Origin of the sequence: Spirosoma terrae (assembly GCF_010435915.1) — a bacterium.
GTDB classification, from domain to species: Bacteria; Bacteroidota; Bacteroidia; order Cytophagales; family Spirosomataceae; genus Spirosoma; species Spirosoma terrae.
On record NZ_JAAFZH010000004.1, the window covers coordinates 172,812 to 196,868 of the forward strand.

At 46.8% G+C, this 24,057-nt stretch carries 26 protein-coding genes; 10 read left to right on the plus strand and 16 right to left on the minus strand.

Annotated features, from left to right (window positions below; genetic code table 11):
- Nucleotides 1-51: 51 nt before the first annotated feature.
- The 4 genes from GK108_RS11130 to GK108_RS11145 form a co-directional block, all read right to left on the minus strand.
- Nucleotides 52-1,011 carry an isopenicillin N synthase family dioxygenase gene (locus GK108_RS11130; RefSeq protein ID WP_163947427.1) on the minus strand — a complete coding sequence of 320 codons (960 nt, stop codon included), beginning with the start codon at nt 1,009-1,011 and terminating at the stop codon, nt 52-54.
- Nucleotides 1,012-1,170: 159 nt separating this feature from the next.
- Nucleotides 1,171-1,875 (minus strand): superoxide dismutase, encoded by a 705-nt coding sequence (locus GK108_RS11135; RefSeq protein ID WP_163947430.1) that lies wholly within the window; start codon nt 1,873-1,875, stop codon nt 1,171-1,173.
- A gap of 227 nt (nt 1,876-2,102) precedes the next feature.
- Complete coding sequence (recR, locus tag GK108_RS11140; RefSeq protein ID WP_163947433.1) at nt 2,103-2,714, minus strand: recombination mediator RecR; 612 nt, start codon at nt 2,712-2,714, stop codon at nt 2,103-2,105.
- Between the two features lie 97 nt (nt 2,715-2,811).
- Nucleotides 2,812-3,102 (minus strand): ATP-dependent Clp protease adaptor ClpS, encoded by a 291-nt coding sequence (locus tag GK108_RS11145; RefSeq protein WP_163947436.1) that lies wholly within the window; start codon nt 3,100-3,102, stop codon nt 2,812-2,814.
- 113 nt (nt 3,103-3,215) lie between these two features.
- Between GK108_RS11145 and GK108_RS11150 the strand changes: the two genes are divergently transcribed.
- The 3 genes from GK108_RS11150 to GK108_RS11160 are packed head-to-tail and all read left to right on the plus strand — an operon-like array spanning nt 3,216 to nt 7,129.
- Nucleotides 3,216-4,679, plus strand: coding sequence for a sodium:solute symporter (locus GK108_RS11150; RefSeq protein WP_163947440.1), 1,464 nt, complete (start codon nt 3,216-3,218; stop codon nt 4,677-4,679).
- A gap of 19 nt (nt 4,680-4,698) precedes the next feature.
- Nucleotides 4,699-6,594: a TlpA disulfide reductase family protein gene (locus tag GK108_RS11155; protein WP_163947443.1), complete on the plus strand. Its 1,896-nt coding sequence runs from the start codon at nt 4,699-4,701 to the stop codon at nt 6,592-6,594.
- A gap of 34 nt (nt 6,595-6,628) precedes the next feature.
- Nucleotides 6,629-7,129, plus strand: a complete 501-nt coding sequence (locus GK108_RS11160) for a GNAT family N-acetyltransferase (RefSeq protein WP_163947446.1) — start codon at nt 6,629-6,631, stop codon at nt 7,127-7,129.
- 63 nt (nt 7,130-7,192) lie between these two features.
- On the opposite strand, the gene GK108_RS11165 is transcribed toward GK108_RS11160, so the two are convergent.
- The gene (locus tag GK108_RS11165) at nt 7,193-8,098 is read right to left on the minus strand and encodes an SDR family oxidoreductase (protein ID WP_246224819.1); all 906 of its coding nucleotides are present in this window, start codon (nt 8,096-8,098) and stop codon (nt 7,193-7,195) included.
- A 4-nt stretch (nt 8,099-8,102) separates the two neighbouring features.
- Nucleotides 8,103-8,942: a crotonase/enoyl-CoA hydratase family protein gene (locus GK108_RS11170; protein WP_163947449.1), complete on the minus strand. Its 840-nt coding sequence runs from the start codon at nt 8,940-8,942 to the stop codon at nt 8,103-8,105.
- 196 nt (nt 8,943-9,138) lie between these two features.
- On the opposite strand from GK108_RS11170, the gene GK108_RS11175 reads away from it, so the two are divergent.
- The 3 genes from GK108_RS11175 to GK108_RS11185 all read left to right on the plus strand — a co-directional run bounded on the left by GK108_RS11175 (nt 9,139) and on the right by GK108_RS11185 (nt 13,366).
- Nucleotides 9,139-9,474, plus strand: coding sequence for a PadR family transcriptional regulator (locus tag GK108_RS11175; protein WP_163947452.1), 336 nt, complete (start codon nt 9,139-9,141; stop codon nt 9,472-9,474).
- Nucleotides 9,471-12,107: an ABC transporter permease gene (locus tag GK108_RS11180; RefSeq protein ID WP_246224821.1), complete on the plus strand. Its 2,637-nt coding sequence runs from the start codon at nt 9,471-9,473 to the stop codon at nt 12,105-12,107. Before GK108_RS11175 ends, GK108_RS11180 begins: the two co-directional genes overlap by 4 nt.
- Before the next feature lie 128 nt (nt 12,108-12,235).
- Nucleotides 12,236-13,366, plus strand: a complete 1,131-nt coding sequence (locus GK108_RS11185) for a trans-sulfuration enzyme family protein (RefSeq protein ID WP_163947456.1) — start codon at nt 12,236-12,238, stop codon at nt 13,364-13,366.
- 29 nt (nt 13,367-13,395) lie between these two features.
- Here the strand turns inward: GK108_RS11185 and GK108_RS11190 are convergent, their stop codons facing one another.
- Nucleotides 13,396-13,707 (minus strand): hypothetical protein, encoded by a 312-nt coding sequence (locus GK108_RS11190; RefSeq protein WP_163947459.1) that lies wholly within the window; start codon nt 13,705-13,707, stop codon nt 13,396-13,398.
- A 135-nt stretch (nt 13,708-13,842) separates the two neighbouring features.
- On the opposite strand from GK108_RS11190, the gene GK108_RS11195 reads away from it, so the two are divergent.
- Both GK108_RS11195 and GK108_RS11200 read left to right on the plus strand, forming a co-directional pair.
- Nucleotides 13,843-14,442 (plus strand): NAD(P)H-dependent oxidoreductase, encoded by a 600-nt coding sequence (locus GK108_RS11195; RefSeq protein ID WP_163947463.1) that lies wholly within the window; start codon nt 13,843-13,845, stop codon nt 14,440-14,442.
- A gap of 42 nt (nt 14,443-14,484) precedes the next feature.
- Entirely contained in the window at nt 14,485-14,856 is a 372-nt protein-coding gene (locus tag GK108_RS11200) for an iron chaperone (RefSeq protein WP_163947467.1), read from the plus strand.
- Nucleotides 14,857-14,992: 136 nt separating this feature from the next.
- On the opposite strand, the gene GK108_RS11205 is transcribed toward GK108_RS11200, so the two are convergent.
- The 3 genes from GK108_RS11205 to GK108_RS11215 all read right to left on the minus strand — a co-directional run bounded on the left by GK108_RS11205 (nt 14,993) and on the right by GK108_RS11215 (nt 16,205).
- The gene (locus GK108_RS11205; protein WP_163947470.1) at nt 14,993-15,289 is read right to left on the minus strand and encodes an antibiotic biosynthesis monooxygenase family protein; all 297 of its coding nucleotides are present in this window, start codon (nt 15,287-15,289) and stop codon (nt 14,993-14,995) included.
- A gap of 53 nt (nt 15,290-15,342) precedes the next feature.
- Nucleotides 15,343-15,531: an SDR family oxidoreductase gene (locus GK108_RS11210; protein ID WP_246224828.1), complete on the minus strand. Its 189-nt coding sequence runs from the start codon at nt 15,529-15,531 to the stop codon at nt 15,343-15,345.
- Nucleotides 15,532-15,605: 74 nt separating this feature from the next.
- On the minus strand, nt 15,606-16,205 hold the full coding sequence (locus GK108_RS11215) for a Crp/Fnr family transcriptional regulator (protein WP_163947473.1): 600 nt from the start codon (nt 16,203-16,205) through the stop codon (nt 15,606-15,608).
- Between the two features lie 129 nt (nt 16,206-16,334).
- Here GK108_RS11215 and GK108_RS31540 point away from each other — a divergent pair, with 129 nt between their 5' ends.
- Complete coding sequence (locus GK108_RS31540) at nt 16,335-16,643, plus strand: hypothetical protein (RefSeq protein WP_394366277.1); 309 nt, start codon at nt 16,335-16,337, stop codon at nt 16,641-16,643.
- Between the two features lie 223 nt (nt 16,644-16,866).
- On the opposite strand, the gene hisS is transcribed toward GK108_RS31540, so the two are convergent.
- The gene (hisS, locus tag GK108_RS11225; protein WP_163947479.1) at nt 16,867-18,234 is read right to left on the minus strand and encodes a histidine--tRNA ligase; all 1,368 of its coding nucleotides are present in this window, start codon (nt 18,232-18,234) and stop codon (nt 16,867-16,869) included.
- Nucleotides 18,235-18,467: 233 nt separating this feature from the next.
- Here hisS and GK108_RS31075 point away from each other — a divergent pair, with 233 nt between their 5' ends.
- Nucleotides 18,468-18,617: a hypothetical protein gene (locus GK108_RS31075; RefSeq protein ID WP_170305393.1), complete on the plus strand. Its 150-nt coding sequence runs from the start codon at nt 18,468-18,470 to the stop codon at nt 18,615-18,617.
- Nucleotides 18,618-18,688: 71 nt separating this feature from the next.
- Here GK108_RS31075 and GK108_RS11230 read toward each other — a convergent pair whose 3' ends face one another.
- The 5 genes from GK108_RS11230 to GK108_RS11250 all read right to left on the minus strand — a co-directional run bounded on the left by GK108_RS11230 (nt 18,689) and on the right by GK108_RS11250 (nt 23,962).
- A complete protein-coding gene (locus tag GK108_RS11230) occupies nt 18,689-19,042 on the minus strand; it encodes a hypothetical protein (protein WP_163947482.1) in 354 nt (117 codons plus the stop codon).
- 103 nt (nt 19,043-19,145) lie between these two features.
- Nucleotides 19,146-20,153 (minus strand): glycosyltransferase, encoded by a 1,008-nt coding sequence (locus GK108_RS11235; protein ID WP_163948579.1) that lies wholly within the window; start codon nt 20,151-20,153, stop codon nt 19,146-19,148.
- Nucleotides 20,153-20,797, minus strand: coding sequence for an HAD family hydrolase (locus GK108_RS11240; RefSeq protein WP_163947485.1), 645 nt, complete (start codon nt 20,795-20,797; stop codon nt 20,153-20,155). Before GK108_RS11240 ends, GK108_RS11235 begins: the two co-directional genes overlap by 1 nt.
- A complete protein-coding gene (hemL, locus tag GK108_RS11245; protein WP_163947488.1) occupies nt 20,794-22,086 on the minus strand; it encodes a glutamate-1-semialdehyde 2,1-aminomutase in 1,293 nt (430 codons plus the stop codon). Before hemL ends, GK108_RS11240 begins: the two co-directional genes overlap by 4 nt.
- Nucleotides 22,087-22,171: 85 nt before the next feature.
- Nucleotides 22,172-23,962 carry an amino acid ABC transporter substrate-binding protein gene (locus GK108_RS11250; protein ID WP_246224830.1) on the minus strand — a complete coding sequence of 597 codons (1,791 nt, stop codon included), beginning with the start codon at nt 23,960-23,962 and terminating at the stop codon, nt 22,172-22,174.
- Nucleotides 23,963-24,057 lie beyond the last annotated feature (95 nt).

Below are 24,057 nucleotides of genomic sequence, written 5' to 3' on the forward strand. Positions count from 1 at the left end.
AACACCTGAACGTAGCAACTCATTAATCAATGCGTTAGAACAAACTTGCGACTAAGCTTTTTTCAAACCTAGTTCAATCAATCGTTCATTCAGAAATTCGCCCGCTGTCATATCTTCATACAACTTAGGGTGTTTCTCATCGATGCAGCTATTAAGACTGGTCAGGTCCATATCTGCTCTGGGGTGCATGAAAAAAGGAATCGAATATCGGGATTGATTCATTTTCTCACGGGGCGGATTAACTACCTGATGGATCGTCGATTTTAGCTTGTGATTGGTCAACCGATCAAGCATGTCGCCTACGTTCACCACAATTTGATCCGGAAGGGCCGTAATACCAATCCATTTCCCATCACGACGTAATACTTCCAGCCCATCGGCCGACGCGCCCATTAACAACGTAATGAGGTTGATATCGCCGTGTGCAGCCGCCCGTACGGCACCTTCCGGCGTTTTCTCCGGATCAAGAGGGAAATAATGGAGTGCCCGCAAAATGCTGTCTCCATTTTTAACCTTATCATCAAAATAGGTTTCGGGTAAGTCCAGATAAAGAGCAATGGCTCTTAACAATTGTTTACCCGTATTCTCTAATGTTATATAGGCATCTAACGTTGCTTCGCTGAACTCTGGGTATTCGTCGGGCAATACGTTTGCCGGCATAGTCCCTTCTGGCTCTGGCTGACCGATATGATAAAACTCTTTCAGATCGGCAACTTTAAACCCTTTGGCCGTTTCTTTTCCTTTACCAACGTAACCTCGCTGACCATTTAAGTCCTGACGCTCATATTTCTTTTTTATTTCATCAGGAGCAGAAAAGAAGGTTTGAGCCGATTCATAAAGTCGTTTGGTTAATTCATCCGTAAGACCATGATTACGAATAGCTACAAAGCCAATCTGATTAAATGCCTGACCTAAATCCTGCACAAATTGAGCTTTACGATCAGGATCGCCTGACGTAAAATCAGCTAAATCGAGTGAGGGAATTTGGTCGTATAAATCTTGTGATGACATACGATGACGTGTTTCCGCAAAAATACAAAAGTTTACCAAATCTGTCCAGTAACCGCTTGTTAGCCCAAAGTAGCCGTAGAAACTGGGCAATAAAAATGGCTAGTGGTTTGCCTTAATACGTAGTAAAAAGACAAACCACTAACCGAATCGCAGTAGGAATTAGCTCGCGAAATTCTTTCCGATTTTGTTCCAGTCAAATACGTTCCAGACAGCTGTTACGTACTCGGGACGACGGTTTTGATATTTTAGGTAATACGCATGCTCCCAAACATCGAGGCCCAGGATTGGCGTACCTTTTTTCTCGGCCAGCGCCATTAACGGGTTATCCTGGTTCGGTGTCGATGTGATCTCGATGTCATTGCCATTTTTAATCAACCATACCCAGCCCGAGCCAAAACGCCCTGCTGCAGCCTTGGCGAACTCGGCTTTAAAATTATCGAACGAACCGAATTTCTTAGTAATTGCATCGGCCAGCGCTCCTTTTGGTGCGCCACCCGCTTTAGGCCCAAGAATATTCCAGAAGAAGGTATGATTCCAGTGACCACCCGCATTGTTACGTACCGCAGCTGGCGTACTGGCACTGATGCCTTTCACTAAATCGGCCAGCGTACCATTGTTGTACTTAGCCATATCGGTACCCGCTACTGCTTTGTTCAGATTGTCTACGTATGCTTTATGGTGTTTACCGTGGTGAATCTCCATCGTTTCTTTATCAATGTGAGGTTCCAGAGCGGCCGCATCGAAAGGCAGTGGATCTAGCTTGAATGGTCCTTCGGCCTGTGCGGGAGTAAGTCCAAATGAGCGGAAAGCGATTAAACCGGCCGAGGCCCCGAAGGCCAATTTCAAAAACTCAGAACGATTCATGCGAATGTTGGTTTGTAGAGATATTTATAACGTTTTGCAATACAACCCGCTACAATGACGGATGTTCAGGCGAACCTAAGGCTATAAACGCAAAGAATAAAATATTTCACCTAAAATCTGGCTTCTAGGGTTTTACTAATGAAAAAACTGTACTGAATTAGAGCGTGCTACGTCTGCTTTCCCTCATCAATCTCACAAAAAAAGCACCGACTAGCGGTGCTTCTATATTAGTCATAAGCGATTCGGCTTAAAATACTACGTCCGAGCGTTACCTCATCGGCGTATTCAAGATCGCCCCCAATCGGAATGCCCCGCGCTATGGTCGAAATTTTAAGATTAAAAGGCTTCAACTTTTTTTGCAGATAGAAGGCGGTTGTATCTCCTTCCATAGTTGGACTGATGGCCAGGATGATTTCTCGTACCTGCTCTCCTTCAGCACCCCGAAGACGAGCAATAAGAGAGTCTATCTGTAAATCACTCGGGCCAATACCCTCAACGGGAGAAATAATACCACCTAAAACATGATAGAGTCCTTTATATTGGGCGGTATTCTCAATGGCCAGTACATCGCGCGTGTCTTCCACTACACAGATTAGCGACTGATCCCGTTTATTGCTGGAACAGATCGAACAAATATCATGATCCGACAGGTTGTGGCATTTCTGGCAGTATTTAACCTGAGTGCGCATTGTCTTCAGGCTATGTGCCAGCGATTCAGTCTGTTCTTCGTCGCGCTTCAACAGATGTAAAACCAGTCGCAGGGCTGTTTTCTTTCCAATTCCCGGCAGTTTCGACACCTCGTTGACAGCGTCTTCTATAAGTTTGGATGGATACTCCAAGTTCGTTGAAAGATAGAATGACCGAATGATTGACTTATTGAATGTCTAAATAGGCTTTTTCTGTTATTCAGTCATTCTAGCATTCAATCATTCAAAATTAATTCAGTACTTCGGCAGATATACCCCGGCGGCAGATTTCATTACGCAATGGAACAAGCTCTTCCCACGATCCATTCTTAACAGTACATTTCCCCTTATAATGGATTAGTAAGGTACATTGCTCAGCCTGCTCGGGCGTGTGTTTACATACATCAATCAACGTATCAATGACGTGATCGAACGTATTAACATCGTCATTGAAGACTACGAGGTTGTGGACGTCGGTTTCAACGACTTCATCAAGTACATCTACCGAGGTTGACCAGTCGATTTCTTCAAAAGGTTGCATGGGAGCTAAAATGGTATTTATTTAGCAAATTTACGATAAAATGGCCTCTTTTAAAAGCCATTGGCTTGCTTTTAGAGAACCCCATTTTTGCCCAAAAAGTTGCCTCATTCCGCATGAATACTACCGTTGCGCTGGTCATTCTGATTGCTTATTTTGGGATGTTGATTGCCGTCTCTTTTTACACCGCCAGAGGGGCCGACACGAATACGTTTTTTACCGCTAACCGACAGTCGCCCTGGTGGTTAGTTGCCTTTGGCATGATCGGCACATCGCTCTCGGGCGTAACCTTTATTTCGGTGCCGGGTGCTGTCGGGAAAATTGGTTTTTCGTACTTTCAGGTAGTTCTGGGTTATATCGTCGGCTACTTCGTTATTGGCTCGGTTCTGATGCCACTCTATTACCGGTTAAATCTGATTTCCATTTACGGGTATCTGGAAAAACGATTCGGTTTCTGGTCCTATAAAGCTGGTGCCGGTTTTTTTCTGCTATCCCGCACAGTTGGATCGGCGGTCAGGCTTTATGTAGCCGCTGGCGTTCTACAAATTGCTCTTTTTGAGCCGCTTGGTGTTCCTTTCGAGATCTCGGTGTTGATCACCATTGGCCTTATCTGGATTTACACATTTAAAGGGGGCGTTAAAACCATCATCGTCACCGACACGCTCCAAACCTTATTTCTGATTACAGCCGTTATTCTAACCATCATTCTGATTGCTAAGGAATTGAATCTGTCATTTAGTGATATGGTAAAAACCATCGATAATAGCCCTATGTCGCAGATTTTCTTCTGGGAAGGAAACGATGCCAAGAATTTCTTCAAGCAGTTTATTTCCGGCGCTTTCATCGCTATTGTTATGACGGGGCTGGATCAGGATTTAATGCAGAAGAATCTGACCTGTAAGAATATCGGCGAAGCCCAGAAAAATATGTTCTGGTTCACCTGTACACTGGTTATTGTCAACTTTCTGTTTCTCAGTCTGGGCGTTCTGCTCTATCAGTTTGCGCAAAAAGAAGGTATTGCGATTCCGGCCCGTACCGACGATCTGTATCCAATGCTGGCGTTAAACCACCTGGGTTTGGTGGTCGGTATTACGTTCCTACTGGGTATTACGGCGGCTACGTATGCCAGTGCCGACTCTGCCTTGACCGCGTTAACTACCTCTTTTTGTATCGATTTTATGAACGTAGAGAAACGCCCCGAAGCCGAGCGATCACGTATCAAGCACATTGTTCACATTGGCTTTTCACTACTTTTCTACGTTGTAATTATCATTTTTAGACAACTGAATAGTAAAGAAGTAATTACGGCCGTATTCGATATTGCCGGTTATACCTATGGTCCATTATTAGGGTTGTATGCCTTTGGTATTTTCAACAAACGTCCAGTTGCGGATCGGGTGGTACCGTTCATTTGTATTGCTTCGCCCATTTTAACGTATATTGTTAGTGAGCATTCAGTAGCCTGGTTTAACGGTTATCAGTTCGGCTTTGAGCGATTGCTACTCAACGGCTTGTTTACATTTGTAGGGCTCTGGGTTATATCGAAGCCCGTAAAAGAAGAAGAACCTGTTACGGTATAATGAACTCCTTTTCTCCGTTATGAAACTCAACCCATACTGTTTGCTTGTTGCCCTGGTAACACACGTATCTGCTACGGCCCAATTCAGGTTCGCTCCCGAAAAGCCGCAGGTCGGACAAACTGTTTCCTTTACGTATACACCCCAGGGAACTCCCTTATCGGCCGACAGCACCGTTGAGGGACGTTATGTGTATTACGGCGCTCCCAATAACATTCACCTGAGTCGGCCAACCACGGCCACTGTTGTTCGGCAGAGCGCTACGTTTGTGGGCCAGTTATATGTTCCGTTGAAAAATGCGTCGGGTATCATGCTCGCGTTTCGGAATAGCAAACAACCCAAGCGAATCGATCTGAACAAAGGTCAACTCTACGCTATTCCCATCTACGATGCCAATGGCGATGCGCTGCCCCATGCCATTGCAGGTCAATCATCCGTTTTTTCGCGAAGCCATTTTATGTATGAGTTAGGCAGTCGTCCTGACCCGGATCGTGTTGTTCTGCTGTACAACCAGGAACTTCAGCAGAATCCGGCTCTATATCCGATGTACTGGTCCGATTATCTGGCGTCTCAAATCAAGCAGAAAAAACCCGGTTATGGCCCGAAGGTTAAGCTGGGTATCGAGACGTATCTGGCATCCCGTCCGGCGCCAACCACAGCTGACTTAACAGCAGCGTCGCAGCTATACGAAAGTATGGGAGACTTTCCCAAAGCCAATGCATTGCGTGAGCAGATGAAAACGCTGGACCCCGCCGGGTCGATGGTACTGAAAGATCGGGCAACGGCCGTGCGGAACGAAACAAACTGGGAACGTAAGAAGACAGCCTATCTGGCTTATCAGAAAGAATTTCCGAATTCAACGTATCTGCCAGCGCTGACAGTTATGATGACCGACGGTTATTTCAAAAACAACGATATTAAGGGACTGGTAACCTTTGTGGAGCAACAGCCAGTGTCCCATACCGACGTAATGATGTTGAATAGCATGGCTTTTCAACTAGCCGATGAGCGCCGGTCATTACCGGAATCCGAACAATTGATAACGCGGGCTTTGTCAATTTTAAAAACACAGGCTAAACCAGCTAACGTAACGGGAAACTGGGAAACCGAAAAACAAAATCGGCAACGTCAATTGATGAATACGTATGCCCGGTCGCTGGAACAACAGGGCAAATACGCCGAAGCCTACACGGCCTATCAGACCGTTATTCAGCCCGACGATATTGACAATAGTGATCCACGCACCAATGAACGCTATTTCCTGTGTGCTCTACAGGCAAATCATGCCACCGATGCAAGACCTGTGATTGAGGAGGCCGTCCAGATCGGGAAAGCAACTCCCCGGCTGAAAACCGTTCTCCGTGACTGGTACGCCAAACAACCAGGTAATACACTGGCAAAGGCTGATGCCTATATCGCCGATCTTGAGGCCGATATACGAGCCGACCAGCGCGATGAGCTTCAGCAGATTCTGATCAATGAACCCGCGCCCGCTTTTTCGATGACCGACTTAAAAGGACGTACCATTTCGTCGGCTTCATTAAAAGGGAAAGTGATTGTTTTGGATTTCTGGGCAACCTGGTGTGGTCCGTGTATCGCTTCGTTTCCGGCGATGCAGCAAGCCCAAATGCGGTTTCAAAGCGACCCTAATGTTCAGTTTCTGTTTGTTAACACGCGGGAAGGAGGACCTGTGCAACGCGTGCATAACTTCATGAGCAAGCACACCTACCCATTCACGGTTCCTCTGGATGGCAATCAACGAGTTTCACGAGCCTATAAAGTGCAGGGTATTCCTACTAAAGTAGTGATCGATCCTAAAGGTCGCGTTCGTTACCGCCAAATTGGCTACTCCGGCGATCCGGAAGCTACTGTCAATGAGTTATCCCTCGTCGTTGAAATGCTGAAGGAAGGTAAATAATATCTTCTGACAATTATTTTAAGAATTGACCAAAATGACCATTCGACCCGCTACGCGTTCCGATTTACCTAATCTGATGAAACTTGTTAAAGTAGTTGTCCCTCTGATGCGCGAAGCGGGCAACTTTCAGTGGGATGATACGTATCCAAATGAAACTGTTTTCGGTCAGGATATTGACAAGGCTCAATTGTGGGTAGCCGATATTGATGGTCAACTGGCAGGGGTAGCCGCCTTGACGGAAGATCAGGAACCCGAATATGCGCAAGTTGGCTTTGATATTTTTCAACGGGCCGTGGTGACGCACCGTCTCGCCGTCGATCCTGCTTTTAGAGGTCAGGGCATAGCAGCAGCCTTACTTAATCAGGCAGAAAAACTGGCTCTGGAACGTAACGTAGCTTCCCTTCGCATCGATACGAACTCAGAAAATCAGGTAACTCAGAAACTATTTCCCAAACTGGGCTATCAATTAGCCGGTGAGATTACGCTCGGGTTCCGGCCGGGCTTGCGATTCCTGGCCTATGAGAAACAACTGTAGCCTGGACGTCCACGTCCGGGTGATCTATGAGTTTAGTTTTACCCGGACGCAGACAGCCAGGCATTACTGACCTTCTTTTTTGCTGGCCCGATTAGCCTGCTTTATACTTTGTTCGATCATATCCCATTGCTCTGAGCTTACTTGCTCCAAGTGATTGAACTCGCCAGCTGCCAACACTTCTCCCCCATCAATGGTCACGGTTTCGCCCGTAATAAAGCCTGAATAATCTGAGAGGAGATAAGCCGCCAGATTGGCGAGTTCGCCGTGTTCGCCAACCCGTTTGAGCGGAATACGTTTTGTTGGGTCCATTACGCTGGCCAATGGTTCAGGAAACAGACGATCCCAGGCCCCTTTTGTCGGAAATGGCCCTGGCGCAATAGCGTTGAGCCGAATCCCATATTTACCCCACTCAGCCGCTAATGATTTGGTCATGATCAGTGCCCCACCCTTGGCTACCGCCGATGGTACTACGTAGCCAGACCCAGTGCTGGCATACGTAGTGGATATATTTAACACAACGCCCGGAATACTGTTCTCGATCCAGTATTTACCCACGGCCAGCGTAAAGTAATACGTACCGCGCAGGACAATATCGACAATTGTATCAAAGGCTTTGTAGGATAAGCGCTCGGTTGGACTGATAAAATTTCCCGCTGAATTGTTGAGCAAGCCATCGATTTTACCAAATTTCTCAATTGTCTGGCTAATGACTTGTTCTATCTCAGCCGGATTTCGTACATCGCACTGAATGGCCAGCACCTCTCCAGCATCGGCTGGGCGGTCGGGCTCGCTCATCAACTCCCGAGCGGTTTCGTCAAGCACGGCCTGACGGCGACTACAAATCGTTACGTTCGCACCTAACTGCAACAAATAGCGCGTGATTGATTTACCAAGACCAGTACCACCACCGGTAACAATAATGGTTTTCCCGCGCATGGCTCCATCCCGGAGCATTCCTGATGTATTCATACTCTTAATACCCTCGGTTTATCTTCTTGTTAAATTCGGCCTGCCGCTTTTCCATTGTGGCCTGCATAGCCTCACTAAAATCGTCGGACTGAAGCTGCGATGAATTCCAGACGGCTACGTATTGGAGGCCATCTTCAATGGACTTGTTCAGGCTATAGTTCAGTACACGCTTGGCTCCCTGAACCGCCGTGGCTGGATTACGGGCAATCTGCTGCGCCAGACTCTGGGCAGCCTCAAATAACTGCTCCGGCGTATCATAGACGTGATTGACCAGTCCAATACGTTCGGCGAAAGCCGCGTCGTAATCGGCTCCCGTAAACGCCATTTCACGAGTAAACCCCTGACCAATGATGGGCGGCAGAAACTGCAAACCACCAATATCGGGCGTAATAGCAAGTCTGGCTTCACGCAGACTAAATGTTGCGTCACGGGAGCACAGTCGAATATCTGCAGCCGCAATCATATTCACCCCACCTCCAATACACCAGCCATGCACGGCTGCAATAACCGGTTTAGGAGATTCATGCATTTTCTGGAAACCAGATTGCATATACCGGATCTGAGCCATCAGGTCGGCCCGCTGATGAGCCACCACCGTGCCCGTAGTCATGGTGGCCAGCTTAGGCATCATCTGGGGAATGTTCAGGCCGTAGCTGAAATGGTCACCACTTCCGCGGAAAACAAGACACCGAACCTCAGGCATGCGATTGATTGCATCCATCGCTTTCGGAAGTTCGTCCCAAAACTCGGGTCCCATAGCGTTGCCCTTCCCTGGACCCAGCAACGTAACGGTCATTACCCCCTCTTTTTGGCTCAATAATAAGGATTGATAGGTCTCAGCCATAATAACAGTATGCTTGCATACGATTTTTGTAAAGGTAGTATAATTCCAGGATGCTTTGCAACTATAGCAAGTCCGATCTGATTCATACACCTGTTTTCGGGTAATAGTCAGGTTACTACTGATTTTACATACAAATCATGCATTAATGAATATATTTTACATACATTTACAGAGTTAACTCAAACAATACCAGCTTATGAAGGGGACGAACCTGGGTGAATTTGAAGAATTAGTGTTGCTTACCATTGCTGCACTGCTCAATGAAGCCTATAGCGTTGCCATATGTGACGAATTGGAGAAGCACACGGGACGAACGGCCAAACTGGGAGTCGTGCATGCGGTTCTGAATCGTCTGGAAGAAAAAGGACTCGTTACAAGTAGCCTGGGCGAAGCTACCAGCACACGTGGAGGAAAACGAAAGCGCTTCTATGAAGTAACTCACGCCGGCAAAGTAGCCCTTGTTAAAGCAAAAGATGTCCGCGAATCGCTCTGGCGTATTATTCCTGGATTTAATCTGGAAGGGTCGATATGAAAGCGCCAAAGCCCCCCATAGAACCACCGTGTTGGGCACAACGCCTGCTACGCTGGTATTGTCGGCCCGATTTGCTGGAGGATTTGCAAGGCGATCTAAACGAGTATTTCGAGCGGAACCTGACCGCAAAAGGCCCTACTCGGGCTCGCCTGATTTATATCATTGACGTCTTGAAGTTTTTTAGAACCTATACCATTCGCAAGCCCGATTTCATTAATCTTCTCATTCACTGGATCATGATAGATAGCTATTTTAAAACTTCAAGGCGTAGTCTGATACGTAATAAATTGTTTTCGGTGATCAATATCATCGGCCTGTCGGTCAGTATGTCAATCGGTTTGCTGGTGATAGCCTTTGTTTCCGATCTACGCTCCTACGACTATTTCCATAAAAAAAGAGCTACAATTTATCGCATTCTGACCAAAGACGACGCTACGGGTAGACCTACAATGGAGCTGGCTACCACCTCCCACAAAGCGGGACTTATGATCCGGGAAGCGATTCCTGGCGTAGAGGATATAACCATCATTCAACGTGAATTTTCCGGCGATGCCAAAGTAAATGATGAAACTATCATTCCTATAAAAGCCTTATGGGCCGATAAGTCATTCTTTAACGTCTTTACGTTCCCACTACTAGCCGGTGATTCATCAACCGCTCTGCGTGAGCCTTATTCGCTGATTCTCACCGAGAAAACTGCGAACAAATTATTTGGGACCACTGATGCACTGGGTAAATCGGTGCAGTTCGATACAGTAGCTTATACCGTTACGGGTATCATGAAAGATATTCCCAAACTCTCGCACCTGAAGTTTGAAGCACTGATGTCGTTAACCTCTCTCGGAGAGGCACGTACCGCTGTCGATCGGGAACGGATGGACTGGGCAGGTATTTACGGTAATTTCGTCTATCTGACTATTCCCGAAAATCGGAATCTACAAACCATCCAGAAGACTCTCGACCGACTCAGTGCCACCGAAAACCAGAAACTGAAAAACCGGAAAATTACCCTTTCACTCCAGCCATTGAGCGCTATTACGTTGGATAAGCGATACGCAAACGAATTCGGTGCAAACGTACCGAGCCTGGTGATCTGGATAGTAGCTGGTTTGGCTTTTGTTATTATTCTGTCGGCCTGTTTTAATTATACCAATCTGTCAATTGCCCGTTCGCTACGTCGTACGCGGGAGGTTGGCATACGGAAAATTGTTGGCGCTCTGAAAGGACACGTATTGGGCCAGTTTGTGATGGAGTCTGTTATCATAGCCCTCCTTGCGCTGGCATTCTCCAGTTTACTTTTTTTCTTCCTTCGGCATCAGTTTCTGGCGTTAGCTCCGCAACTCAATGACATCGCCCAGCTTGAACTTTCTCCTCGGCTATTCGTCTATTTTCTGCTCCTTGCGGTATCGGTCGGCATTGTTGCCGGTTTTTTACCCGCTTTATTCTTCTCGAAGATAAAGGCCATTCAGGTCCTGAAAGCGACTTCATCGATTCAATTATTCCGGCATATCAACCTTCGAAAATCGTTGATTGTGCTTCAGTACACTGTCTCGCTCGTGTTTATTACGTCCACCATCATCGGCTATCGGCAGTATAAGAGCTTTCTCAGCTTTGATCTGGGATTTTCGACTGAAAACATTCTCAACATCAATTTACAGGGCAATAACGGCGACCTGCTGATCAACGAATTACAACCGTTACCAGCCGTTAACAAGATCTCAAAATCAAGCATTGTTACCAGTCTTGGCAGTCTGGTTGGTACGTCTATGAAGTATAAAGACGCTCAGGATTCGTCGCTCGTCTGGCTGAATTATGTCGACAAAAATTATATACCAATCCACAAACATACATTTCTTGCCGGGGGCAATTTTACAGTCATTCCCAAAAAGGATGCAGAGAGTGAAGTAATCGTAAACGAGCAGGTTCTAAAACGTTTTGCCATTGCCGGACGTGACCCGCATAAAGCCATTGGCGAACAGATCACAATGGATAAACAGAAGCTGCGGATTATAGGGGTGCTTAAAGATTTTCATTACGGTACGATGGAGAATAAAATTGAACCGATGGCTCTCCGCTACGTCACGGGTGAGTCGGGTGGTTATCTGAATGTCAGCATTACGTCTACCGACGTACCAGCAACGCTTGCCAGCATTGACCAGGCGTGGCGAAAGATCGACAAAATACATCCGCTGGACGCTAAGTTCTACGACGATCAGATTGAAGAAGCGTATCGTCAATTCATGGTAATTACCCAGATTATCGGTTTCATTACGTTTCTGGCTATTGTTATTGCTTCTATGGGACTATTTGGTATGGTTGTTTTCACTGCCGAAACCAGGCTAAAGGAAATCAGTATTCGTAAAGTGTTAGGAGCCAGTGAATTTAAATTAGTGTACCTGCTGAGCCGAGGTTTTCTGGCTCTGTTAGCTATTGCTACGTTGATAGCACTACCCGCTACCTATCTCCTATTTGATCGGATTATTCTTTCCAAATTTGTTTATCATAAACCAATCAGCATCAACGACTTAACCACGGGAGTTTTGATCGTTATGCTGATAGCCTTCCTGCTGATAGCTTCACAAACAGTGAAAGTGGCCCGACGTAATCCAGCGAACGTATTAAAGAGTGAGTAGCGATTAGGCACTACGTTATCGAGCGTGAATCATAGCCGTTCGGAATGATTGCAACCAATAAATGGTTCAATTGATAATCCTGTCATCCAAGCCTTCTTTCAGGAAGACAGGTTATTTACCCTACGACTATGGCTCATTTCGATACCCTTGCCCTTCGTGCTACGCACCAGATTGATCCAATCACCGGGGCTGTTGTTCCGCCGATTCATCTCTCAACGACTTTTGCCCGTAACGAAACCAATGAGTTACCAGCCGATTACGTGTATACACGACCAAATAATCCGACTCGTGAAGCATTGGAAAAAGCGTTGGCAACGCTGGAAGGTGGAGCCGTAGGTATGGCTTTTGGATCTGGGCAGGCTGCTACGATGACGCTTTTCCAGGCACTACGTCCCGGCGACCACGTAGTGCTTGCTTCGGATGCGTATTATGGTACGCCCGCTTTGCTGGAACAGGTTTTCCATCCCTGGGGCCTCACCTATACGCGGGTCAATATGAGCGATATTGATGCTGTACAGCAATCGATCCACGAAAATACACGGGTCGTTTGGTGCGAAACGCCATCCAACCCAATGCTGGCCATTACTGATTTACTAACCATCAGCAGCATTGCCCACGATGCTGGGGCCATTTGCGTCTGTGACAACACCTGGGCTACCCCTGCCCTCCAACGTCCTTTCGATTTCAACTGTGATGTGGTGATGCACTCAACCACCAAATATTTGAGCGGCCACAGCGATGTGTTGGGCGGTGCTCTGATTTTCAGGCAGAATGATGAACTAGCCAAGCGCATTCGGACGTTGCAAAGTTTGTCGGGAGCGGTACCTTCTCCGTTTGACTGTTGGCTCATTAGTCGGGGAATAAAAACGTTGGGTGTCCGATTGCGAGCCCAAACGGCCACCGCCCAGACCGTTGCTGAATTTCTTGACGGCCATTATGCCATCGACACCGTTCATTATCCCGGTTTAGCCAACCATCCCGACCGCGCCCTGATTCATCAGCAGATGAATGCGCCCGGAGCTATGCTATCTGTACAGGTAAAAGGCGGTGCTGAAGAAGCCCTTCAGTTTATTGGCAAATTGAAGCTATTTACACGCGCAACCAGTCTGGGGGGCGTTGAAAGCTTGATTGAACACCGAGCCAGCGTTGAAGGCCCGAACACGACAACGCCACAGAATCTCCTCCGTCTTTCTATTGGTCTGGAACATCCCGAGGATTTAATAAACGACCTGGCTCAGGCACTCGATGCCATTCGTTAACGCTGTCGTTGTATTGTCAGATAGCCGATTTATTTAGGCGTAGGAGTGATTTTGGGAATGGATGAGCCAGGTCGATTCTGTCTCCGATACGTCCCCGGCATTTGCTGTATGCTGTATCGTGTGGATGAATCAGGCACTTTGATTGGCATGTTATCCAACGTAGCACGGACCACGTTGTCAGGATCGCCGGGGGCTCTGTAAAAAGAGTTATTAGGTCGGACGTTCGGCATATTGCCCGCATCGGGTGTTACCGGCAACGAATCACGCCTGACGTTCGTTGATGGGATCTGCGCATGCACGTAGCTGGCCATGAGCAAAAATAGGAGCGTAATAACGTTCATAAGGAATGATGATAAGGTATAGTTTGTCTACTAGATTCTAATTAACTGCCAGCCGTTGCTGTTACGGATTGAACTTTATCAAGAAACTAAACCATAGCAGCCGTGGTTTCTCAGACGTAAAGAGCAGCCTAACCAATGAAAATCGCTTTAATTTCTACGTCGTCGCGCAAAAACAGTAATTCACTGCGCTTCGTCACATATATACAGCACCTGCTGGCCGAAGAAGGCCTGCACGAGGTATCAATTGTCAATTTCGAACACTACGATATACCCTTTGTTGGGCAGGGTTCAGTTAAGCCAGATACGCTTACCCCTTTTCAACAGGAATTAATCAAGACCTGGGAGTCGGCCGACCTGATTCTTTTTGCGATGCCGGAATACAACTGGACCGCCCCTCCTCAGGCTACCAATACGATTCATCAATTAGGCACACCATCGTTCAAGCACCTTTTTAATGATAAAATTTTTGCGATGGTTGGTATTTCAAATGGCCGGGGTGGACGACAGCCAGCCTTAGACATGACCACTGTTATCAATAAAACAATCAGTTTTACAAACAGCTATTCTATTGTGTCGCCCAAGTTATACGAATCGCACGAAACGGACAAAAACCTGGACGAAAACGGTCATTTTGTGGGCCATGAGGTTTATGAGCGTACCGCCAGGGCTTTTCTACATTACACACTCCACGTAGCACAACGATGGATTGTCGATGAACCCGCCGAAAAGGTATAAGTTACCTCATCAGCTCGTTGCCTATCCTAAACCCGTTTACGTATGACCGCTGAAACCCCGAAGAGCATAGATGACTATATTGCCCGCTTTCCCGCCGATGTTCAGGCTATACTGGAACAAGTCAGAAAAACGATCCAGGTAGCGGCTCCTGAAGCAGAGGAAGCTATTTCCTACGCCATGCCTACGTTCAAACTACACGGGAATTTGGTTCATTTTGCCGCTTATAAAAACCATATCGGCTTTTACCCAGCCCCTCGTGGCCTAGAGGAATTCAAAGACGAATTGTCTGGTTATAAAGGGGCCAAAGGATCGGTTCAGTTTCCGATTAACCAGCCGATGCCGCTGGACCTGATCGCACGAATTGTAGCGTTCAGAGTTAAGGAGAATCTGGAAAAACCTAAGGTGAAGCGATAATTGATATACGTATGCTACGTCGTTGTGTCATTTCGTAGAAAATCCTTCAGTCCCCACGTCTCTTGGAGAGGGTATAAGAAACAAAAAAGAAGGGTTATGACAAGAGTCCAACCCTTCTTAATTTGTACGTTTGCTTCTACAAGGGGACTTCGAAAACCATATCTTGTGTTGGCTGAAACGCCTGAATTTTTTTAGCAATGGGGGATACGCTCGCTAACTCGATCACAAACTTCCGAAAACTATCGGAAGACTCCCAGGTAGCATAGTTAATTAAAACAGTCCCTGCCTCATTTTGATGAAGTTTGGCTGAAATAAACCCTGGAAAGTGGCTTACTTCATGTTCGAAAAATTGCTGGATTAGAGTGACTAGTGTGTCAAGTTCGCCAGCCTTAAGCTCAAACCGGACAATCACATTTAGCTGTTTATTTTTCATGATTCGATCGTTTAAATGGCAAACTACTTGTGTAGAAATAATAGAATCGTTAATTAAGCCAGATCTCCAAAACCACCTGTAACAAAGTGGTCATGACCGGTAATATAGGAAGCCCGCTCCGAGGCTAAAAAAGCAACCATTTCGACCATTTCCTGAGCCGTCCCCATCCGCTTTAAGGGAATCGCACCAAAAAGTTGGTCTACTGTGATACCCATGCCCGTAGCCAGTAGCGAACGCAGCAAAGTTCAGACAAGACCTTTAAATGACTTGTGAATTAGATTACTAAATAAGGGTGAACTAGTTCACATTCGTTTATTTACCTTTTCGAGATACGTTTCTGCTTACGGATTTTGGAAAGGAATTCACGGGTCATTCCCAGATACGAGGCAACGATGTAAAGCGGGATTCGGTGAAGCAATAAGGGATGATTCTGGACAAACTCGTCGTAGCGTTCTTCAGCACTCAGACTTAACTGAGCGATGACTCGTCGTTGGATAGTCAGAGCAATTTGTGTGGCTCGTCTCATCATGGCCACTGAAAACTGGGGTATTTTTTCCAGTAGTATTTGTTCACTCTCATAACTCCACTGAACGATGGTACTCGTCTCAAGGGCTTCCACAAACAAGGTTGCTGGCTCCTGCAAGAGGAAGCTGCCCGGATCACCAATCATCCCATTATCGATGGCTAATGAAAGGGTATGTTCTTGTCCGTCAGGGCTTACAAAATACGCTCGAAAAGCCCCCGTAACGATAAAGGTGCGGTGGCTAGAAATAAAGCCAGGTTGCTCAATGAGTTGTTTACGTTGCACCCTTTTCACCCGCAGCATGGAGACGAACAGTTCCTTCTCTGGTTGGGTGAGGGAAACATGCTGAGCAATGTGGTGAAGAAAGGAGGAAAAGTCTGGGTTATGTTCCAAAATCGAGTTGACCGATTGTCGTTGTTTTACCAAAAACGAATTAGTACATAGACAACGTATCGTTTAATTAAAACAGCGGATTTACCAGCAATCGCTTTCATCTCATTCGGAAGGGCCTTATAAGACAGTGTGAATTGGCTAAGCCGACTATTATATACAATAAAGCTCCCTTCATCGCCGGGCCGACCAATCGGGGAGCTTGAAGAAAATGGGCATGAAGTCACCGATTCATACACCCCTGACTGGTTTGTCTTACCACGGGCAAGTGGTCGGGTCAGGAAAGTACTCTTCACCAAAAAATTGGCCGCTGGGGGTTGCTTGGTCAATCAGAGCATACTTGGTTATTCGTTGGCCGGCCTGCCGGGCGATACTGGTGCCTTGATACCCCGTAAAATCGGTCTGCGTCCAGCCGGGGCAAACTGCATTGATTTTGAATGAAGTGTTCCGTAGCTTATAAGCCAAATTGATGGTGTACATGTTGAGGATCGCTTTGCTGGATTGATAAACGGCCAGTTTGTTATGATACCTTATGTCACGCCAAACGCCCTTTCAAAGCGTAGGTTAGCGTATTTAAATCGCCATCTCACAAATCGAGGTATCATTTCCACCAATAAAGGCTACTGGAACGTCCAGTAGCCTTTATTGGTTCAAGCTATTATTATCAGGCGCCGATACGTGTCACGATCGTATCCGCATCGAGCTTTTGCTGCTCACCGGTTACCATATTTTTAAGCGTTAGCATTCCGGTTTGGACTTCTTCAGAACCGATCAGTACTACGTATGGAATCGCTTTAGCATTCGCGTAGTCAAGCATCTTTTTAATTTTTGCCATATCTGGATATGTTTCAGCTGATAGGCCAGCACTACGCAGTCGATTCAACAAGGGTAAAGCAACCGAACGTGCCTCGGTATCGAAGGGAACCACCAAGACCTGTGTACCCTGCCCCGCTGATGCTGGAAACAGATTCAACTCGTCCATAACATCATAAATCCGGTCGACACCAAACGAGATACCGACCCCCGACAGACCCGGCACTCCGAAAGCTCCCGTTAGATTATCGTATCGGCCTCCTCCGCTTACACTACCAATAGAGACGCCATTGGCTTTCACTTCGAAAATGGCGCCCGTATAGTAGGATAGGCCACGGGCCAGCGTCGGATCTAGCTCAACCTGTGAATCAACCAATCCGTACTGGTCCACCAGTTGAATGGTTTGCTCCAGCTCCGATACGCCCCGAATCGCTGTCTCCGAAGAATCAAGCCACGTCTTTAACTGGCTCAACACCTGCGATATGGATTTACCGGCTAAGTTAAACATGGGCTCAAGGTTAGCAATGGAATCGTCAGAAAATCCTCTTTCTCTTAATTCATCCAATACTTTTTCCCTGCCTATTTTATCCAGCTTGTCAATGGCTACGCTTAAGGTACCTTCCTGCCCCGGCACACCAATCACTTCGGCAATACCCGCCAATATTTTACGATTATTGATCTTCAGCGTAAAATCTATTACTCCGAGATTTCGAAAAACCTCATGAACCATCAAGACAATTTCGGCCTCACACAGTAATGAATCAGTACCTACTACGTCGGCATCGCACTGATAAAACTCCCGATAGCGTCCTTTTGCAGGTCTATCCCCACGCCACACGGGCTGCATCTGGTAACGTTTGAAAGGTAAGGTTAAAGTACCACGGTTCATGACTACGTAACGGGCAAAGGGGACCGTCAGATCATACCGTAAACCTTTCTCCGCAATTTTAGGCGTCAGTTTTTTAGATCCTGCCTGAAGATCCTCGTCGGTGAGCCCAGCGGCAAAATCGCCCGAATTAAGTATTTTGAAGAGGAGTTGGTCTCCTTCCTCACCGTATTTACCAGTCAGCACGGACAGGTTCTCCATCGATGGCGTTTCGAGCGGCTGGAAACCAAACCGCTGGAATGTCTGCCGAATCGTATCAAATATGAATAGCCGTTTGCGCATTTGCTCCGGCCCAAAATCGCGAGTTCCTTTTGGCAATGTGGGTTTTTGCATGACGCAAAATTAATAGACAGGCTGCACAGGACCCACAGTATTTTCAATTTAAGCCCCAAAGATCTCTATTTTTCGGGTCGATTAATCCGCTTGATTTCCTCAAATCGGCTAATTAATGTGCTGCAAGGCCGAATTTATTCCGTAAAAAAGGGGGCGATCTGTTGATCCTGACAAAAAAAACCGTACTTTTGCACGTCAAAATTTGAACTGAGCAAGTTAATCAAGATATAATCATGGGAGTTACTGAACTGAAACGTAAAGGTCGCCGGAACCGGGCCATTGCTAACAACAAGACCGCTGCTATCAAGCAACTGCTACGTAAACCTATCATCAAAAACGTAGACGTAGACGCTATTAAAGCATCTTTCGCTGAAAAGAAATAAGTACAATCGGCCTCCGTTGGGTTAGCATTATGTATTGCCCCCTGACAGCCGAAGAACTTATATACTCGATATCAAGCCTCGCCTTTTGTTGGCGAGGTTTTTCGTTTTTGGCGAGACTTGGTCCATTCCCGATCACGCTTCTTCAATTCCCGGCGTACAAATCGACGATAGTCCAGCTGTGCTCTGTAACGCACAGCCTGCCCAAATAATAGCAAGCCTCCGTTAATAAGAATTAGGCTATAAACACCCCACAAAAACCATTGTTGAAACATAGCACCATTGTGCTTCGCTTCTGCCGCTACGCTAAACACACACAGGCCAACGCTGAATAAAAACAGACCTAGTGGCGCTACAATAAGCCCTTTTGTCCGAGTACTCATACGCTTTACTAACTTCTGACCTGGTGGTTTTGCAAGCTTTGCCATAATACCGTATTAACTAATCAATGGGTTAGAAATATAACGTAAAGCGGGCAGCTTTCGTTAATAGAAACGTAATTTATTCTCCTTTGGGCCGCTACTGAGTGCCTTAGGATGGATACTCGATGCTGGCCCCCGTTTCCCGGAAATCTTTAGGCTCCCGTAAGCGTTTCCATCCTTCACTTAAAAACCCCACTCCATACCCAATTAATTGAGTAAAAGCAGCCCGTACACTTAATAGGCCAATGCGTAAACTTTTCTCTTTGCGGGTGGCATCTATAAAAATCAAGATCGCAATGAGGAATAGCAGGCCCAGCGATAACGCAAAGAGAACCGGGCTAATAATGGCCCAGAGCGGTATGGAGAACACGTATACTGTAAAGGCGGCCGGAATAGCGTGAACGAGTTTCAGTTCGTTTGGATAGTAACGGGAGATGTTTATACGCGCCCGCCCAAAAAAACGTAGCTGACGATAAAATTGACCAAAATTTGTTCGGCGTTTATGATAGATAAATGCATCAGGAATAAGTCCCGTCTTAAATCCGCTATCAATGATCCGAATCGCAAACTCGATATCTTCACCCATTCGACTTAATCGGTATCCTCTCGTTTTCTCCCAAACGTTTCGCGATAGTCCCATATTGAAACTTCGCGGATGATACGTACCGCCCAGGTTTTTCTTATTACCACGAATGCCGCCCGTCGTGAAAGGCGATGTCATGGAATAACTAATAGCCTTCTGAATGGGCGTAAAGTCAGGATGCGCCCGATCTGGCCCGCCATAAGCATCAAGCCAATTGGTGGTCAGATGCGCTGATACAACCTCAAAATAGTGGTCGGGAATCAGCGCATCTGAATCGAAGATGACGAAATAATCCCCGCTTGCCCGTTCAAATCCAACATTTCGGGTAAATCCTTGGCCTGTATTTTCCTTATAGAAATAACGGATAGTAAGCTGATCGGCAAAATCCCTGACAACACCATCTGCCTTTTCGGCTGACCCGTCTTCCACAACGATTACCTCGAAGTTAGTGTACGTTTGTTTCGTCAAACTTCCCAGCAGTTCACGAAGCTCGTCTGGCCGATTGTAGACGGGAATGATAATGGAAAAAAATATCATTGCAAGTGGTTAAATAGCCAGGTCCGAAAGGAATCTACCGAATGAAATAAAGCATCGGGCTGAAGCGCTTCCAACTCAGTGGGGTCGGCCGTAGTGGCCCAGGCTGCCGATGCAATTGGAACGCCAGCTTCGCGACAGGCGACAATATCGCTGGGGGCATCGCCTACGTAGAGAGCCTCGTCAGGCACTACGTTCCATTCAGCCAGAATCCGGTTAATGTTGGCCGCTTTACTGTTACGTTGCCAGTCACCATAGCCGAAAGCACTGAAATACGGAGTGAGTTTATAAAACGTCAGGGATAGCGCGGCACTATGCTGTCCTTTTCCGGTCACAAGTACCAGCTTTACATCTTTGCTTTTCAGATCAGTCAATAACGACTCAATACCCGGAAACAGATCGGGATAATCGTTGTGAAACTGTTCGTAGTAGCTAAGATAAGCCGCTACGCCTTCCTCATACGCATCAGGAATCATTGCTTTTATTGTTCCCTCTTCCGAAGGGCCAAACGTAGCAATAATTTCGGCATCACTTACCGATCGGCCTAGTCGGGGTTCGATGGATGACCGAAACGCTCGAATACAAAGCAGAAGCGTATCAGCCAAGGTCCCATCAAAATCAAATAATATGCCTTTTATGGTCATGCTCCGGCTAGTGCTTCCTGTAAACTTTCTTCATTAGCCTGAATAATTTGGCTAACCAGATCATCGGAGAGCGCAACCGATAAAAACAGGCTTTCAAACTGAGAAGGTGCTAAATAGACTCCGCGCTTCAGCATAGCCTGAAAATAGCGGCCAAACAAGGCCAGATCACTCGTTTTGGCTTCCGAAAAGTTAGTAACCGCCCGATCGGTCATAAAGAGCGTAAACATCGACCCAATATGGTTGATCGTATACGTCAGGCCCGTTTTTGCTAAACCAGCCCGGAATCCGTCTACTAGCTTGGTACCAATCTCTTCCAGACGGGTATAGACTTCCGGATGCTCCTGCAAATGACGTAGCATCGCTAATCCAGCCGACATCGCAATAGGGTTACCCGACAACGTACCAGCCTGATAAACCGGCCCCGCCGGAGATACTACGTTCATTATGTCGGCACGACCACCGTATGCGCCTACGGGCATACCGCCACCAATAATTTTACCCATCGTGGTTAGGTCAGGTGTTATACCAAACCGTTCCTGAGCGCCACCTTTCGCGAGCCGGAAGCCTGTCATAACTTCATCGAAGATCAACAAGGCTCCGTATTGATCACACAATGACCGTACGCCTTCCAGAAAACCAGGCTCTGGCAAGACGCAACCCATGTTGCCGACTACAGGTTCCAAAATGATGGCTGCTACCTGACTCTGGTTATTAATCAATAATTTTTCGACAGCCGCCAGATCGTTGAACGGTGCTGTCAGCGTATCGGCTGCCGTCGCTTTCGTTACGCCAGGGCTGTCGGGAACGCCCATCGTTACGGCACCACTTCCGGCGGCAATCAAAAAAGAGTCACCATGCCCATGATAACATCCTTCGAACTTTATGATTTTATCGCGGCCCGTGTAGCCACGAGCGACCCGGATCGCGGCCATGGTTGCTTCCGTTCCTGAATTAACCATACGAACCTTCTCGACAGATGGTACCATATCGACAATCAGTTCGGCCATTTCGACTTCTTTCCGGGTAGGAGCTCCAAACGAAAAGGAATATTGTACCGCGTCGCGAACGGCTTTTTCAACGGGTTCAAAGGCGTGCCCCAGAATCATAGGCCCCCAGGAGTTAATTAATTCGATATACTGACGGCCATCTTCGTCATACAGATACGGCCCTTTAGCCGACTTGATAAAAATAGGATTACCGCCAACGGCCCGAAATGCCCGAACAGGCGAATTTACTCCTCCTGGAATCAGCGTTTTTGCCTTCTCAAATAATTGTTCGCTCGTTGTCATACACTCTTTTTACTGTTTCCAGCCATCGTTTTCAGTGATACGTTCCCTTCACAAAGACGATTCACTAAACACGATCGGCAGAAAACTAATTTACTTTTACAAATCGTCCCGACTCGAATTTAACAATAGGTACTATCTGGTTTTCATTCGCCTGGGTATAGTCGAATCCCGATAACAGATAATCGTCCGTATCGGAACGTAGCGCCCCACGCCCACGCAGCTGAGTACCATTTTTAGCCAGCTGACGGCCAAAGAATAGCATCATATCATATCCTTCACTGGCGAAAACAGAGGGAATCGTATTCCGTTTCGACAGATATTCTTCCTGAAATTCGACAACCGGCTCACGAGTCTGATCAATAAAGTCAGGATAAATCAGGTACAAATCTTTCTTTGTAAAGGTAGATGACGAATTACGATAGAAATCAAAGGCTGATGCGGTGGCAATGACCGGCGCATTCACCTTTCGCTTAACCAGCGCATCAATCAACTTTGCTCCATCTTCATCATTACTACTGGCAAAGAAAACGTGTCCTAACGTAACGGGCGTTGCTGCCGATGTCGGGGTTGCCGGACGGGACGTAGCAGACGTTCCGGTGAACTGCATTGCGTCGGCCATAGCCTGTGCGGAACCACTTACCTTTTTAAAATCGACAATCTGATAGTTGAGTTGCTTCAGCTCATTCCAATAGGCCAATGCCTGCAATGAATCTTTTCGGGACGTACCAAAGTAGATGGCTGCCCGACGCAAACCATTTAAACTACGAGCCTGCTCAGCCGCTTTGTGGGCCTGTTGATTCATAGAAGGCTGTGCCATGTACGACATGGGCTGATTCGTGACCAGGTCATTGCTAGTGGCAATCGGATTGAGCAATAAAATATTGCTTTGATTCGCGTAGGCCGATGCAATACGATTCGGTTCCACATACAAAGGGCCAATAATCAGATCGGTCTGGGCAAAAGCGGGGCTATTTACCAGCTCAAGCGCCTTATTGGCGTCGTTGTCAACATCGTAGGCAAATAAATTGATGTTAATCCCCTCCTCCTGCAACTTTGCCTTCGCCATCTTGATTCCATCGTACAAATCATAGACGTATTGACTCGACCGCTGCCGTTTCCCCGATGCTGCGTCATCCAGCCGGAAGGGAAACATAACCGCTACGTTGTAATATCCTTTACTCTGGCCACTACGGATCGGCTGGTTTCCAGCCGTTCGGGACGGGTTGGTTTCTGTTGGTGGTACATTTGCAGGCTGAGCTATTGTTCCTGGAACCCCAAACCGGTTTGTCAGCCGGTCTGATAATTCCAGATCATCTTTATCGGTGGCTGTACGCTGAATAAGCTCAATCAGCGCTAAACCCACATTGCGATTATCCGGATAGTCTTTATTTATTTTTTTCAGCCGATTCAGGTCATTGATACGTCCAAAAAATGCCTGTTCGAGTTTATTGATATCAGCTCTGAACGACGGATTTTTAATTTGTTGACTAGCCTCAATAGCATCCTCATACTGCCCCATTTCCATGGAAATAGCCGCAAATAAGTAATTGGCATCGTCCATTTTCCGCCAATCGGGATAACGCGTCATCAATTGCTTGATCATCAACCGGGCCTGGTTGAAATTTCGCTGCCGAAAAGCCGCTACGGCATAATAATAATGCGCAAACGGGGCCAATGAACCATCGCGCTGAATGATGGCATTCAGATCAAACTTCGCCCGCTCATAACCAGTCGTCTGACCCGATTGAATGATCTGTACAGCGGCCTTATACTTTCGTTGGGCATCCGTCGAAAGTTGCGCCATAGCTCGCTGCCCATTCATGGCGCACACAAGACCGATCAGCACAAGTTTAAACCAATACAGCCTACCGTTCATGCTATTTTTAGGGTTAATACACAAAAGCAACGCCTACGCGTTGCTTTTGTTGGAAGTTCTTTTCAATTCGAATAACTGGCGATTGAATGGCTGCT